The organism is Curtobacterium sp. MCLR17_051 (assembly GCF_003234395.1).
GTDB lineage: Bacteria > Actinomycetota > Actinomycetes > Actinomycetales > Microbacteriaceae > Curtobacterium > Curtobacterium flaccumfaciens.
This window is the reverse complement of record NZ_QKTA01000001.1, coordinates 178,626-191,986: the sequence shown is the minus strand read 5'-3', so window position 1 is coordinate 191,986 and position 13,361 is coordinate 178,626. Positions and strand designations below refer to the sequence as shown.

The 13,361-nt window shown below is 71.1% G+C and carries 12 protein-coding genes and 3 tRNA genes; 10 read left to right on the top strand and 5 right to left on the bottom strand.

Annotated features, from left to right (window positions below; genetic code table 11):
• The first annotated feature begins 9 nt into the window (after positions 1 to 9).
• Together DEJ06_RS00925 and DEJ06_RS00920 are read left to right on the top strand one after the other, a co-directional pair.
• Positions 10 to 1,383, top strand: coding sequence for an FAD-dependent oxidoreductase (locus tag DEJ06_RS00925; RefSeq protein ID WP_110863405.1), 1,374 nt, complete (start codon positions 10 to 12; stop codon positions 1,381 to 1,383).
• 5 nt (positions 1,384 to 1,388) lie between these two features.
• Positions 1,389 to 2,504: a heparan-alpha-glucosaminide N-acetyltransferase domain-containing protein gene (locus DEJ06_RS00920; RefSeq protein ID WP_111038104.1), complete on the top strand. Its 1,116-nt coding sequence runs from the start codon at positions 1,389 to 1,391 to the stop codon at positions 2,502 to 2,504.
• A gap of 208 nt (positions 2,505 to 2,712) precedes the next feature.
• Here DEJ06_RS00920 and cls read toward each other — a convergent pair whose 3' ends face one another.
• Together cls and DEJ06_RS00910 are read right to left on the bottom strand one after the other, a co-directional pair.
• Positions 2,713 to 4,173: a cardiolipin synthase gene (gene cls, locus DEJ06_RS00915; RefSeq protein WP_111029385.1), complete on the bottom strand. Its 1,461-nt coding sequence runs from the start codon at positions 4,171 to 4,173 to the stop codon at positions 2,713 to 2,715.
• Positions 4,174 to 4,212: 39 nt separating this feature from the next.
• Positions 4,213 to 4,701 carry a YajQ family cyclic di-GMP-binding protein gene (locus tag DEJ06_RS00910; protein WP_017888627.1) on the bottom strand — a complete coding sequence of 163 codons (489 nt, stop codon included), beginning with the start codon at positions 4,699 to 4,701 and terminating at the stop codon, positions 4,213 to 4,215.
• Between the two features lie 137 nt (positions 4,702 to 4,838).
• Between DEJ06_RS00910 and DEJ06_RS00905 the strand changes: the two genes are divergently transcribed.
• The 5 genes from DEJ06_RS00905 to DEJ06_RS00885 all read left to right on the top strand — a co-directional run bounded on the left by DEJ06_RS00905 (position 4,839) and on the right by DEJ06_RS00885 (position 7,389).
• Positions 4,839 to 4,923 (top strand) — tRNA-Tyr (locus DEJ06_RS00905).
• A gap of 58 nt (positions 4,924 to 4,981) precedes the next feature.
• Positions 4,982 to 5,812: an inositol monophosphatase family protein gene (locus DEJ06_RS00900; RefSeq protein WP_111038103.1), complete on the top strand. Its 831-nt coding sequence runs from the start codon at positions 4,982 to 4,984 to the stop codon at positions 5,810 to 5,812.
• A gap of 148 nt (positions 5,813 to 5,960) precedes the next feature.
• Positions 5,961 to 7,118: a M23 family metallopeptidase gene (locus DEJ06_RS00895; RefSeq protein ID WP_111038102.1), complete on the top strand. Its 1,158-nt coding sequence runs from the start codon at positions 5,961 to 5,963 to the stop codon at positions 7,116 to 7,118.
• 93 nt (positions 7,119 to 7,211) lie between these two features.
• Positions 7,212 to 7,283: transfer RNA gene (locus tag DEJ06_RS00890), tRNA-Thr, on the top strand.
• Between the two features lie 32 nt (positions 7,284 to 7,315).
• Positions 7,316 to 7,389: transfer RNA gene (locus DEJ06_RS00885), tRNA-Met, on the top strand.
• 92 nt (positions 7,390 to 7,481) lie between these two features.
• Here the strand turns inward: DEJ06_RS00885 and DEJ06_RS00880 are convergent.
• Together DEJ06_RS00880 and DEJ06_RS00875 are read right to left on the bottom strand one after the other, a co-directional pair.
• Entirely contained in the window at positions 7,482 to 9,377 is a 1,896-nt protein-coding gene (locus DEJ06_RS00880) for an ABC transporter ATP-binding protein (RefSeq protein ID WP_111038101.1), read from the bottom strand.
• A gap of 112 nt (positions 9,378 to 9,489) precedes the next feature.
• Entirely contained in the window at positions 9,490 to 9,888 is a 399-nt protein-coding gene (locus tag DEJ06_RS00875) for a hypothetical protein (RefSeq protein WP_071406316.1), read from the bottom strand.
• Positions 9,889 to 10,019: 131 nt separating this feature from the next.
• Here DEJ06_RS00875 and DEJ06_RS00870 point away from each other — a divergent pair, with 131 nt between their 5' ends.
• The 3 genes from DEJ06_RS00870 to DEJ06_RS00860 are packed head-to-tail and all read left to right on the top strand — an operon-like array spanning position 10,020 to position 11,922.
• Positions 10,020 to 10,469 carry a MaoC family dehydratase N-terminal domain-containing protein gene (locus tag DEJ06_RS00870; protein WP_084741396.1) on the top strand — a complete coding sequence of 150 codons (450 nt, stop codon included), beginning with the start codon at positions 10,020 to 10,022 and terminating at the stop codon, positions 10,467 to 10,469.
• Positions 10,466 to 10,891: a MaoC/PaaZ C-terminal domain-containing protein gene (locus DEJ06_RS00865; RefSeq protein ID WP_111038100.1), complete on the top strand. Its 426-nt coding sequence runs from the start codon at positions 10,466 to 10,468 to the stop codon at positions 10,889 to 10,891. Before DEJ06_RS00870 ends, DEJ06_RS00865 begins: the two co-directional genes overlap by 4 nt.
• A 2-nt stretch (positions 10,892 to 10,893) precedes the next feature.
• On the top strand, positions 10,894 to 11,922 hold the full coding sequence (locus DEJ06_RS00860; RefSeq protein ID WP_111038099.1) for a UDP-N-acetylmuramate dehydrogenase: 1,029 nt from the start codon (positions 10,894 to 10,896) through the stop codon (positions 11,920 to 11,922).
• Positions 11,923 to 12,039: 117 nt separating this feature from the next.
• On the opposite strand, the gene DEJ06_RS00855 is transcribed toward DEJ06_RS00860, so the two are convergent.
• Positions 12,040 to 13,266 carry a pyridoxal phosphate-dependent aminotransferase gene (locus tag DEJ06_RS00855; protein WP_111038098.1) on the bottom strand — a complete coding sequence of 409 codons (1,227 nt, stop codon included), beginning with the start codon at positions 13,264 to 13,266 and terminating at the stop codon, positions 12,040 to 12,042.
• Positions 13,267 to 13,361: the final 95 nt, after the last annotated feature.

The following is a 13,361-nucleotide window of genomic DNA, read 5'->3' as shown; positions in this document are numbered from 1 at the left end:
AGACGATCAGTGCCCACCCTCCGACTCGCCATCGTCGGCGCCGGCCCGGCCGGCATCTACGCCGCGGACATCCTGCTGCGCGAGGCCCACGGCTACGACGTGTCGATCGACCTGTTCGAGCAGCTCCCCGCGCCCTACGGTCTGGTCCGGTACGGCGTCGCACCCGACCACCCGCGCATCAAGGGCATCATCAACGCCCTGCGCGACGTCCTCGACCGCGGGGTGGTCCGGCTGTTCGGCAACGTCCGCTACGGCGAGGACATCACCCTCGAGGACCTCAAGAAGCACTACAACGCGGTCGTGTTCTCGACCGGCGCGATCAAGGACGCCGACCTCGACATCCCCGGTGTCGACCTCGACGGCTCGTACGGCGCCGCCGAGTTCGTGAGCTGGTTCGACGGCCACCCCGACGTCCCGCGCACCTGGCCGCTGAACGCCGAGAGCGTCGCGGTCATCGGCGTCGGCAACGTCGCCCTCGACGTCTCGCGCATCCTGGCGAAGCACGCCGACGACCTGCTGCCAACCGAGATCCCCGCGAACGTGTACGAGGGCCTCAAGGCCTCGCCCGTCACGGACGTGCACGTCTTCGGCCGCCGTGGTCCGGCGCAGGTGAAGTTCACGCCGCTCGAGCTGCGCGAGCTCGGCGAGGTCCGTGACGTCGACATGGTGGTCTACGACGAGGACTTCGACCACGACGAGGCATCGAAGACCGCGATCGCGACGAACAAGCAGGTCATGGTGATCAACCGTGTCCTCGAGCAGTGGCGCACGCGCGAGGTCGGCCAGGCCAGCCGCCGGCTCCACCTGCACTTCTACGCGAAGCCGATCGAGTTCGTCGGCGACGAGCAGGGCAAGCTGACCGCCATCCGCTACGAGCGCACCCGTCCGAACGGCGAGGGCGGCGTCGAGGGCACCGGCGAGATCCGCGAGATCCCGATCCAGGCCGCCTACCGCGCGGTCGGGTACTTCGGTTCCCCGCTGCCCGGTGTGCCGTTCGACGAGCGCCACGGTGTCATCCCGAACCACGAGGGCCAGGTCCTCGACGACGACAACCAGCAGATCCCCGGGGTGTACGCCACCGGCTGGATCAAGCGTGGTCCCGTCGGGCTCATCGGACACACGAAGTCCGACGCGATGGAGACCGTGCAGCACATCGTCAACGACCAGGCGAGCTGGTGGACCCCGGAGGACCCCTCCGACGAGGCCATCCCGGCACTGCTCCGCGAGCGCGGCGTCGAGTACACCGACCTCGAGGGCTGGCACCACCTCGACACCCACGAGCAGGCGCTCGGTGCGGTCGACGGGCGCGAGCGCATCAAGGTGGTGCCGCGCGACGAGATGATCGAGGTCTCGCTCGGACGCGTCGACACCCCGACGAGCTGACGACCATGACCGACACGCGCCCCGTCCCGTTCACAGCGGTGCGGGGCGCGTCCGCGTCGGGGATGCGGCTGCAGGGCGTCGACGTGGCCCGTGCGGTCGCGCTGCTCGGCATGATGGCCGCACACATCGGCGGCATCGCGGAGCAGCTCGACTGGACCGACCCGGCCACCTGGACCGCCGTCGCCCACGGGCGCCCGTCCACGCTGTTCGCGGTCCTCGCCGGCGTCTCGATCGGTCTGACGAGCGGCCGCACCGACCCGCCGGGCCCGCCGACCATCGGCCGCATCCGTGCCCGGCTCGCGATCCGCGCCGTGGTGGTCGTCGTCATCGGGTTCGCCCTGATGGCGCTCGACACCCCCGTGTACGTGATCCTGCCGACCTACGGGGTGCTGTTCCTGCTCGTGGTCCCGGTGCTCCGCGTCCGCCCGGCGGCGCTGCTCGGCATCGCCGCGCTCTGCTCGGTGCTGTCGCCGCTCGCCGCGCTGACGATCGCGCCGGCCTACGCGGACGCCGGCATGATCGGCGTCCAGCTCGGCCTGGTCTACCCCGTGGTCACCTTCCTGGCGTACGTCCTGGTGGGGCTCGCGGCCGCCCGGGCCGGCCTGGAGGACCGTGGCCGGCAGATCCTGGTCCTGGCGTCCGGCACACTGGTCGCCGCCACCGCGTACGTCGCCGGGTCGGTCCTCGCCCCGCTGCCCGACGATGCGGCCCTGGCGTTCCCCGGGGTCCCGTACGCGGGCGAGGCCTCGACCCCCGGCCAGGCCTTCGCGCAGCTGTTCCTGTCCCCGCGCGACCACTCGTCGTCGGTCGTCGACGTGGTGGGGACGGCCGGGGTGGCGGTCGCGGTGATCGCCCTCTGCCTGCTCGTGTTCGACGGCCGCGGCCGCGTCGCCGAGCGGATCGCGTTCCCCCTGGCGGCCGTGGGGTCGATGCCGCTGTCGGTGTACTCGGGGCACCTCGTGGTCATCGCGATGCTGCCGAGCTACCCCGAGTCGGCCGAGGCCTGGGGCTGGTTCGCCCTCGGCTCGGTGGTCTTCGCGATGCTGTGGCGGCGGTTCCTCGGCCGCGGCCCGCTCGAGCGGGTGGTCGGGGCCGTGGCGTCCCTCGTCCCGATGCGCTGAGCGCACCTGGCGGACCCGCACCGGGCCTCCAGGCGGCTACTGCAGCGCCGCCGTGAGCCGCGGAACGCTCACCGCACGGTGCAGGGTTGTCCGTTCACCGCGGGCTTGCTCGCCGGGTGCCCCGCTGTCGCGACGCACGGTGCGGCCAAGGTCGCACCGGGTGGAGGACGACGCACGGTGCGACGGTGCGACGCTGCGACAGCCTCGGCTACTGCAGCGCCGCCGTGAGCCGCGCGACGTTGTCGAGCACCTTGGACCGGCGCGGACGGTCGACCCACGCGTCGAGCGTGAGCTCGAAGCTGTGCTCCTTGTAGGAGTCCTGCACCTCGCGCAGGGCGTCGACGAAGCGGTGACCGCGCACCATCACGGAGACCTCGAGGTTCAGGCTGAACGAGCGCATGTCCATGTTGCTCGACCCGATCACCGACACCTCGTCGTCGATCGTGAAGTGCTTGGCGTGCAGGATCGTCGGCTCCCGGTACAGCCAGATCCGCACGCCGGCCCGCAGGAGTTCCTCGTAGTAGGAGCGCTGCGCGTGCCAGGTCATGGCGTGGTCGCCCATCTCGCCGACGAACAGCTCGACGTCGACCCCGCGCTGCGCCGTCGTGGTGATGGCGTAGAGCATCGAGTCGTCCGGCACGAAGTACGGCGACGTGATCGAGACCTTCTGCTGCGCCGAGTAGAGCAGCGCGTTGAACAGGCGCAGGTTGTTCTCGCCGTCGAAGCCCGGGCCCGACGGCACCACCTGGCAGTCGAGCGCATCGCCGCGGTCGGCCCGCTGGACGGGGTCGCTCTCACGCAGCAGCAGCTCGTCGGTCTCGCTGTACCAGTCGGTGACGAACAGGGCGTTGAGCCCGGCGACGACCGGTCCCTCGAACCGGGCGAACAGGTCCTTGTAGACCATGCCCTTCTCGATGTGGGACTTGATGTCGTACGACGCGTCGATCAGGTTCTGCGAGCCGGTGAACGCGACTGAGCCGTCGATCACCATGATCTTCCGGTGGTTGCGGAGGTCGGGGCGCTGGAACTTGCCCTGCAACGGCAGGAGGGGCAGCATCAGGTGCCATTCGATGCCCGCCTGGTCCATGAACGCCAGGGTGTCCTTGTAGCCCGGGTAGCCGCGGCTCGCCCAGTGGTCGAGCAGGAACCGCACGGTGACGCCCCGTGCCTGCGCCCGCGCGAGCGCCTCGAAGAACGGGCGCGTGGTGTCGTCGAGCGTCGCGATGTAGAACTCGACGTGCACGAACCGGCGGGACTGGTCGATCGCCCGGGTCATCTCGGCGATGGACTCCTCGGAGTCGGGGTAGAGCTCCGCGGAGTTGCCACCGACCAACGGCATCGCACCGAGTTCGCGGTTCAGCCGCGTGACGCTCTCGAGCCATGCGGGCCACGGGTGGTCACGGCGGACCCGCTCGATGCCCTCGGTCTGCTCGAGGATGTACGCGTTGATCTCGGTCTGCTTCTCGCGACGGGCGCGGGGGAGCTTCGTCGACCCGATGACCAGGAAGACGATGAAGCCGATGTAGGGGATGAGGAAGATCGCGAGCAGCCACGCCGTCGCGGTCTGCGGCTTCCGGTTGATCGGGACGTAGATGATCGAGAAGACGCGGATCGCCAGGTCCAGCAGGACGAGCAGGACGGTGATGACGACGCTGAGCCAGTGCTCCACGGGGTGCCGGTGTCGGGTGTCGTTCGCAGGGGCCGCTGGTCAGCGGAAGTTGATGAACTGCAACGGGACGTCGAACTCTTCACCCTTGAGGAGCTGGATCGTGTTCTGCAGGTCGTCACGGCTCTTCGACGAGACGCGGAGTTCGTCGCCCTGGATCTGGCTCTTCACCGTCTTCGGGGCGTTGGCCCGCAGGAACGCGCCGATCTTCTTCGCCACGTCCTGCTCGATGCCGTTCTTGAACTTCACCTCGATGCGGTACTCCTTGCCCGAGGGGTACGGGTCGCCGGCGTCGAGGCTCTTCAGGCTGATGTTCCGCTTGATCGCCTTGCTCTGCAGCACGTCGAGGACGGCCTTGGCGCGCTCTTCCGAGTTCGCCTTGATGAGGACGTCCTCGCCGCTGAACGCGACCGAGGCGTCGGCGCCCTTGAAGTCGTAGCGCTGCTCGATCTCCTTGGCCGCCTGGTTGAGGGCGTTCTCCGCCTCCATCTTGTCGACCTTGCTGACCACGTCGAAGGAACTGTCTGCCATACGGAACAGCCTAACGGCGGACGGGAGGCCCGGTTCCGGTCGCGCGGATCGGCTCCCGGTGGTCACGACCACCGTCAGCCATCCGCTATGCTTTTGTGCGCGCCTTCGGTTGGTGATCACACCGGCTGGGTGCGCATGGCAAGTTACCCAAGCGGCCAAAGGGATCTGACTGTAAATCAGCCGGCGTAGCCTTCGGGGGTTCGAATCCCTCACTTGCCACCATCTGATCGGCCCCGTCCACTGCGGACGGGGCCGATGGTGTTTCCGGGAGGATGGGTGCATGGCATCCGACCTCACCCCGTCCCAGTTCGCCGACCTCGCCGAGTCGATCGCCCGTGACGCAGCGGCGCTGGCCGCACGGCGCCGCGCCGAGGGGGTCGAGGTCGCGGACCGGAAGTCGAGCATCGTCGACGTGGTCACGGCCGCCGACCGTGAGGTCGAGGCACTCATCCGCGCCCGCATCGCCGAGGCCCGACCGGACGACGCCTTCCACGGCGAGGAGTCCGGGTCGGCCTCCGGCGCCTCGGGCATCACGTGGGTGGTGGACCCGATCGACGGCACGGTCAACTACCTGTACGGCAGCGCCGACTACGGCGTGAGCATCGGCGTCGTGCGCGGAGCACCCGACCCGATGACCTGGGAGCCGATCGCGGGCGTCGTCGTGGCGCCGGCGACGGGCACCGTCTTCCGGGCGGCGGTCGGGCAGGGTGCGACCCGTGACGGGGAACCGTTGTCCGTCGCCACGCCCGGTTCGCTCGCCGAGACGCTCGTCGCCACCGGGTTCGGGTACACGGCCGACCGTCGCCGGGAGCAGGTCGCGGTGCTGGCCGGACTCATCGGCGAGGTGCGGGACATCCGCCGCGGGGGAGCGGCGTCGCTCGACTGCTGCGCCGTCGGGGCGGGCGTGGTGGACGCGTACTACGAGCGCGGGATCAACCCGTGGGACATGGCGGGCGGGGCCCTCGTCGCGCAGGAGGCCGGCGCGGCGATCCGCATCTGGGAGGCCGGGGGGACCCGCTCCTTCCTCTTCGCGAGCCCCGCCGTCGCCGACGAACTCGAGGCCCTGGTGCGTGGACTCGAGGCCGGTGCACTCGGAGCCGTGCGGGCCTGAGGACGCGCCGATCCCCAGGTCCGGGGCTGCCGGGAGGACATGACCACGACTGGCGACCTGCGACGTCTCCTGCTAGCGTGCTCAGGTCCCGTTACCTGCTCGTTACCAACGAGTGAGCCCTTCTCTGATCAGGATCGCCACCGCACGCATGCCCCGTACTCCTCTGTCGTCCGCTCCCACCGACGGTTCCGTCGACGCCGCCACCCCGGTCGTCCACCAGACCCGACGCGCTCGGATCGAGGCAGAGCGGGCCGCGGCGAAGGGCGCGGTCGTGGTGCAGGAGGCGCATGACTCGACGGGTCCGAGCTTCGACGACGTGATCGGTGCGGTCACGCCGGGAACCCCCGCGGCCCCCGTGTCGCCGATCGACCTCGCACCGGCGTCGCCCGTGCGCCCGGCCTCCCGCATCGTGACGCCGCCGGCCCCCACTTCGCCCGTCGTGCCCGCGCAGCCTGCTGCTCCCGCTCCTTCGGTGTCGCAACCGCGTCGGGTCGCCGGGCAGGTCCCCGCGTCGCGTCGTCGCACCAGTCGTCCGGCGCCGACGGCCCCGGTCGACCGGGCGACCCGCCACATCCGGTCGAGCACCCCCGCCAGCGCACCGGCCCCGAAGCGTGGTGCGTCGTTCCGCCGGTCGGCCTCCCGTGTGACCGCGGTCGGCGCCCTGCTCTTCGCGGCCGGCCTGGTCGTGTCGACCTCGCTGCCGGCCCAGGCGCTCTGGGTGCCCGAGTCCGGCTCGACCGCGGCCCGTGCCAGCTCGGGTGCCACCCAGTCGATGCAGGTCGGTGCCGCTGCTGATGGGTCGACCGCCCGTGACCAGTTCACGGTCTCGGACGCCACGCAGTACGCGAACGTCGACTCCTCCAGCTTCACGAACGACCCGACCGGCACGATCCAGTGGCCGTTCCTGACCGGTGTCCCGATCACCTCGGGCTTCGGCGGACGCCAGGTCGCCGGGTGCTCGTTCTGCTCGACGAACCACATGGGCGTCGACTTCGCCCCGGGCGAGGGCACCCCGATCGGCGTCATCGCGGCCGGGACCGTCATCAAGGTGCAGGCGAACGACGGCGGCTTCGGCAACGACGTCTGGGTCGAGCATGACGTCGACGGCAAGCAGTTCGTCAGCGTCTACGGCCACATGGAGGACAACTCCTTCAAGGTGGTCACGGGCCAGCACGTCGAGGTCGGCGACATCCTCGGCCTCGTCGGCAGCACGGGCAACTCCACGGGCCCGCACCTGCACCTCGAGGTGCACGTCGACGGGGTCCCGGTGGACCCGCTGGCGTGGCTCAAGACCAACGCGAACTAGCGGCCCACGACGCGGCACGCCCGGGCGTCTCGCCCGGTTCCGGAGCAGCGTCGGAGGTCTGCTATCCTCGTGTGGTGCCGTTCGCGGCACATCGCCCCGATAGCTCAGTGGTAGAGCACCTCCATGGTAAGGAGGGGGTCGTCAGTTCAATCCTGACTCGGGGCTCCGACCCGGTGCGCGTGCCGCTCCGGATCTCTGGCGGGGTAGCTCAGTTGGTTAGAGCACACGACTCATAATCGTGGGGTCGCGGGTTCAAGTCCCGCCCTCGCTACACGCAAGGCCCTCTCGTCCAGGATCCCTGGGTCAGGGGGCCTTCTCTGTTGCCGGCCCCACTTCGATTGCTGGGGCCCGCCCACCGCGCGTTCAGTCCGCCGCCGGCACGTCGGCCGCGACGTTCTCCTGCGCGGCGAACTGGGTGCGGTGCAGCTCCTCGTACCGGCCACCCGCGGCCAGCAGTTCGTCGTGCGTGCCCCGCTCCACGATCGAGCCGTCCTCGACGACCAGGATCACGTCCGCGCTGCGGATCGTGGAGAGCCGGTGCGCGATCACCATCGCCGTCCGTCCCTCGAGCGCCTCGCCGAGTGCTGCCTGCACCGCTGCCTCGGACGTCGAGTCGAGCGCCGCCGTCGCCTCGTCGAGGATGACGACGCGCGGCTGGGCGAGCAGGAGCCGGGCGATCGTCATCCGCTGGCGCTCGCCCCCGGAGAGCCGGTAGCCGCGTTCACCCACCATGGTGTCCAGCTGGTCGGGGAGGGACCGGATCAGCGGCTCGAGCCGTGCGCGGCGGACCGCGTCCCACACCTCGTCGTCGGACGCCTCGGGCCGGGCGAACCGCAGGTTGGAGCGGATGGTCTCGTGGAACAGGTGGCCGTCCTGCGTCACCATGCCGAGGGTGTGCCGCATCGAGGCGAACGTGACGTCGCGGACGTCCGTCCCGGCCAGACGTACGGCGCCGCTGTCGACGTCGTACAGGCGCGAGAGCAGCTGCGCGACCGTGGACTTGCCGGCCCCGGACGAGCCGACCAGGGCGACGGTCTGCCCCGGTTCGATCCGGAACGACAGACCGTGCAGCACCTCCTCGCCGCCGCGGGTGTCGAGCGTCGCGACCTCCTCGAGCGAGGCGAGCGACACCTTGTCAGCGGACGGGTACGCGAACCGGACGTCGTCGAACTCGACGGAGACCGGGCCGTCGGGGATGGTGACCGCGTCGGGCTGCTCCTGGATGAGTGGTTCGAGGTCGAGCACCTCGAAGACGCGCTCGAAGCTGACCACGGCGCTCATGATCTCGACCCGGGCGTTCGCCAGGCTCGTCAGCGGGGCGTACAGCCGGGTGAGCAGGAGCGCCAGGGTGACGACCTCGCCGGTGTCCAGGCGGCCGGCGAGCGCGAGGAAGCCGCCGAGCCCGTAGACCAGCGCGAGGGCGAGCGCGGAGACGAGCATGAGCGCGGTGAAGAAGACGAACTGCAGCATCGCGGTCCGGACACCGATGTCACGGACCCGGGCGGCGCGCACGCGGAACTCCTCGGCCTCCTCGTCGGGCCGGCCGAACAGCTTGACGAGGGTGGCGCCGGGTGCCGAGAAGCGCTCGGTCATCTGGGTGCTCATCGCGGAGTTGTGGTCGGCGGCCTCGCGGCGCAGGGCGGCGAGACGGCTCCCCATCCGGCGCGCGGGGACCAGGAAGACCGGGAGCATGACGACGGCGAGGACCGTCACGAGCCACGAGGTGCTGAGCATGACGATCAGGGTGAGGACCAGCGCCACGAGGTTCGTGACCACGCCGGACAGCGTGCCGCTGAAGGCCTGCTGGGCGCCGATCACGTCGTTGTTGAGGCGGCTCACGAGCGCACCGGTCCGGGTGCGGGTGAAGAACGCGATGGGCATCTTCTGCACGTGGTCGAAGACGGCGGTGCGGAGATCCAGGATCACGCCCTCGCCGATCCGCGCCGAGTACCACCGCGTCGTCAGCGACACGGCGGCGTCGGCCACGGCCACCAGGGCGATGACCACGGCCAGCCGGACGATCGTCGCGACCTCACCGCGGGCGACGATGACGTCGACCACCTGCCCGGCGAGGACCGGCGTCGCGACCGCGAGGAAGGCGCCGACGACGGACAGGCCGATGAAGACCAGCAGCTTCGCCCGGTACGGCACCGCGAACGTCAGGATCCGCCGGACGGACGCGCGGGAGAACCCGTGCTTGCCGCCCTGCGCGGACGAGATCTTGTACAGCGAGCTCCAGGCTGCGCTCTCCATGCTCATGGCGGTTCCTTTCCGGGGCCCCGGGCCCAACCTAGATGGCTGGCCGGGTCCCCGGTGACCGCTCCCGTGGCGGTGCGCCGCGCGGCCACCCGCCGGAGGCCGTCGGACCCGTCTACTGCGTGCGGTGGGAGCCGGTGTCCGTCCGCGTCGCGAGCACCCCGGCCGCACGGAACGCGTCCTCGACCGCGGCGGTGACCTGCTGCCAGGCGGCCCGTCGCCGGTTCGCTCCGATGCTGCCGCCCGACACGGCCGTGCCGTGCCCGGCCCGGCGCAGGGTGATCGTGGTGGTGGCACCGTCCACGACGGTCGACAGCTCGTACCGGCGGTACTCCCGGGCCGGCTGGACGAGCGCGCCGAGCAGGATCGTGAGCGTCCGGCTGCCCGCCGTCGCGGTCATCGTGCCACCCGTCGACTCGACGTGGTGGCCCGTGCGGCGCAGCGCGGCGGCCGCGACCTCCATGGCGGTGCACCGGTCTCCCGTGTGCACGGCGAACTCCGTCGTGGTGTCCATCGGCCCTCCCCGTCCCGAACGAACCCGTGCCGCACGGCACGCCCCGATTCCCCCGAATCGGTCTCAGACAGTCTAGCTGAAGCGTCCTCATCGATCACCGGCCTCCGGACGGGCCTCGGTAGACTGCCGTGGTGTCAGTGAACCCCGAGCTCGTCGGCAGGACGTTCCCGCCGGCCCAGCCCTACCTGGTCGGCCGCGAGAAGGTGCGCGAGTTCTCGCGTGCGGTCTTCGCGACCAACCCCGTCCACCACGACCCGGACGCCGCACGTGCCGCCGGGTACGACGACGTGGTCGCACCCCCGACGTTCGCCGTCGTCGTGCAGGAGGCCACGCTCGCGCAGCTCCTGAACGAGCCTGACGCCGGCATCGACTTCTCCCGCGTCGTCCACGGCGAGCAGTCCTTCACCTACGACCGGCCGATCGTCGCCGGTGACGAGCTCACCGCCACCCTGACGGTCACCAGCGTGAAGACCCTCGGCGGCAACGCGATGGTCACCGCCCAGAGCACCATGAACGACGCCGAGGGGGAGCACGTCGTCACGGCGACCTCCACCCTCGTGGTCCGAGGAGACGACGCATGACCGCCGCACCCGCCACCGCGCTCGAGGTCGGCACCGTCGTCGCCGAGCGCGACGTGCACATCACGCGCGAATCGCTCGTCCGCTACGCCGGCGCCTCGGGCGACTTCAACCCGATCCACTACCGCGACGACGTCGCCGCCTCGGTCGGCCTGCCCGGTGTCCTCGCCCACGGCATGCTCACGATGGGCATCGCCGTGCAGCCGGTCGCCGAGTGGCTCGGCGACAGCGGCTGGGTCGCGGGCTACGGCGTCCGCTTCACGCGCCCCGTCGTCGTCGACCCGGAGCAGGGTGCCACCGTCGGCATCGTCGCGAAGGTCGGCACCGTCGACGAGGACGGCCGGCCGAAGCGCATCGACCTCACCGTGACCGCTGCCGGGCAGACCGTGCTCGGCAAGGCGCAGGTCACGGTGGTGTTCCGCTGACCGTGTCCGAGCCGGTGCTGGCCGACCTGACGACGCTCCGCGTCGGCGGGGCCGCCACCCGGCTGCTCACGGCCGAGACGACCGACGAGCTCGTCGCCCACGCGCTCGACGCCTTCGACGACCACGAGTGGCTCGTCCTCGGCGGCGGCAGCAACCTGCTGGTCGCCGACCAGGGCTTCGACGGCACCGTCGTGCTGGTCCGGACGACGGGCGTCGACGCCGACCGCGACGCCGACGGCGTCACCGTCCGCGTCGCCGCGGGGGAACCGTGGGACCCGTTCGTCGCCACGACCGTCGCGAACGGCTGGACCGGCCTGGAGGCCCTCAGCGGCATCCCGGGCACCGTCGGTGCGTCCCCGGTGCAGAACATCGGCGCCTACGGGGTCGAACTCGCCGACGTGCTCACCCGCGTCGAGTTCCTCGATGCAGCCACGGGGGAGCGCGCGTGGCTCCCGGCAGCCGAGCTGGCGCTCGGCTACCGCACGTCGACCCTCAAGCACGGTCGGCGCGGTGTCGTGCTGACGGTCGAGTTCCGACTCGGGATCGCGGGGGAGCGCGGTGTGCCCGTGCTGTACGCGCAGCTCGCCGGTTCGCTCGGGGTCGAGCACGGTGTGCTCGTGCCGCCCACGACCGTCCGCGACGAGGTCCTGCGGCTGCGCGGCTCGAAGGGCATGGTGCTCGACGGGGACGACCACGACACCTGGAGCGCCGGGTCGTTCTTCACGAACCCCATCGTCTCGCCGGCGTTCGCCGAGACCCTGCCGGCGGACGCGCCCCGCTGGTCCGCGGGCGACGACGTCAAGCTCAGTGCGGCGTGGCTCATCGAGCACGCCGGCGTGCACCGCGGGTACGCGGTGCCGGGCTCCCGCGCGGCGATCTCGTCCAAGCACACCCTCGCGCTCACGAACCGCGGCGGTGCCACGGCGGCGCAGGTGGCCGAGCTCGCACGGTTCGTGCAGGTGACGGTCCTGAACCGCTTCGGTGTCTCGCTCGTCCCGGAACCCGTCGTGGTGGGGGACCTGCTCGGCTGATCGTCCGCACGACGGGTCGGACGAGCACGACGCACCACGGGCCTCCCGGCACGCAGAACGGGCCACCTCGACGAGGCGGCCCGTTCTGCGTTCCGCGAGGTGTCGTGGGCGCAGCGTCTACGCGAAGAACTTCGCCAGTCTGGCGACGCCCTCGGCGATGTCGTCGTCGCCCAGCGCGTACGACAGGCGCAGGTAGCCGGAGGGGCCGAAGGCCTCACCCGGCACGACCGCGACCTCGGCGTGCTCGAGGATCAGGTCTGCCAGCTCGAGCGTGGTCGTCGGGGTGGTGCCGGCCCACTCGCGACCGAGCAGTGCGGTGACGTCCGGGTAGACGTAGAAGGCGCCCTGCGGGGTCGGCGTGCGGAAGCCCGGGATCGCGTTGAGGCCGTCGACGATGGCCTTCCGCCGGCGGTCGAAGGCCTCGCGCATGGCGGCGACGGGCTCCTGCGGACCGGTGAGGGCGGCGATCGCGGCGCGCTGCGACACGTTCGAGACGTTCGACGACAGGTGCGACTGCAGGTTCGACGCGGCCTTGACGGCGTCGGCCGGGCCGATGAACCACCCGACGCGCCAGCCGGTCATCGCGTAGGTCTTCGCGACGCCGTTCACCAGGATCGTGGTGTCGGCGAGGGCAGGGACCTCGGCCAGGATGCCGGCGAACCGGACCCCGTCGTAGACCAGGTCCTGGTAGATCTCGTCGCTGATCACCCAGATGCCGTGCTCGAGCGCCCACTCGCCGATGGCCCGGGTCTGCTCGGCCGAGTAGACGGCGCCCGTGGGGTTCGACGGCGAGCAGAACAGCAGCGCCTTGGTCGCCGGGGTGCGGGCGGCCTCGAGCTGCTCGACGGTCACCAGGTAGTCCTGGTCGCTGCCGGCGAAGACCTCGACGGGCTCGCCGCCGGCCAGCCGGATGGCTTCGGGGTAGGTGGTCCAGTACGGCGCGGGCAGCAGGACCTCGTCACCGGCGTCGACGATGGTCTGGAACGCCTGGTAGACAGCCTGCTTGCCACCGTTCGTGACGATGACCTGCGACGGCTCGACGGTGACGCCGGACACCCGGGCGGTCTTGTCGGCGATGGCCTGCTTGAGTTCGGGCAGGCCGGTCGCGGGCGTGTAGCGGTGGTTCTTCGGGTCCTGCGCGGCAGCGACGGCCGCGTCGACCACGTGCTGCGGGGTCGCGAAGTCCGGCTCGCCGGCGGCGAACGAGATCACCGGACGACCGGCGGCCTTGAGTGCCTTGGCCTTCGCGTCGACCTTGAGCGTCGCGGACTCGGCGATGGCCGCGATGCGGGATGCGATGCGCGGACGATCGACCGGCGCGGTGGCGGGGGTGTCGACGGACACGTGGGCGGTGGACTCGGGGCCTGGGGCTGCGGTGCTCACGGGGCCAGCCTACCGGCGCGGCACGCCGTGGAAGGGGCCAAGTGGACACCGTGTGA

What these genes read in the sequence shown, in the direction of transcription:
- DEJ06_RS00900 (WP_111038103.1), top strand. Translation starts at nt 4,982, where the DNA reads ATGGCATCCGACCTCACCCCGTCCCAGTTCGCCGACCTCGCCGAGTCG.
- DEJ06_RS00910 (WP_017888627.1), bottom strand. Translation starts at nt 4,701, where the DNA reads ATGGCAGACAGTTCCTTCGACGTGGTCAGCAAGGTCGACAAGATGGAG.
- DEJ06_RS00865 (WP_111038100.1), top strand. Translation starts at nt 10,466, where the DNA reads ATGACCGCCGCACCCGCCACCGCGCTCGAGGTCGGCACCGTCGTCGCC.
- DEJ06_RS00895 (WP_111038102.1), top strand. Translation starts at nt 5,961, where the DNA reads ATGCCCCGTACTCCTCTGTCGTCCGCTCCCACCGACGGTTCCGTCGAC.
- DEJ06_RS00875 (WP_071406316.1), bottom strand. Translation starts at nt 9,888, where the DNA reads ATGGACACCACGACGGAGTTCGCCGTGCACACGGGAGACCGGTGCACC.
- DEJ06_RS00920 (WP_111038104.1), top strand. Translation starts at nt 1,389, where the DNA reads ATGACCGACACGCGCCCCGTCCCGTTCACAGCGGTGCGGGGCGCGTCC.
- DEJ06_RS00880 (WP_111038101.1), bottom strand. Translation starts at nt 9,377, where the DNA reads ATGAGCATGGAGAGCGCAGCCTGGAGCTCGCTGTACAAGATCTCGTCC.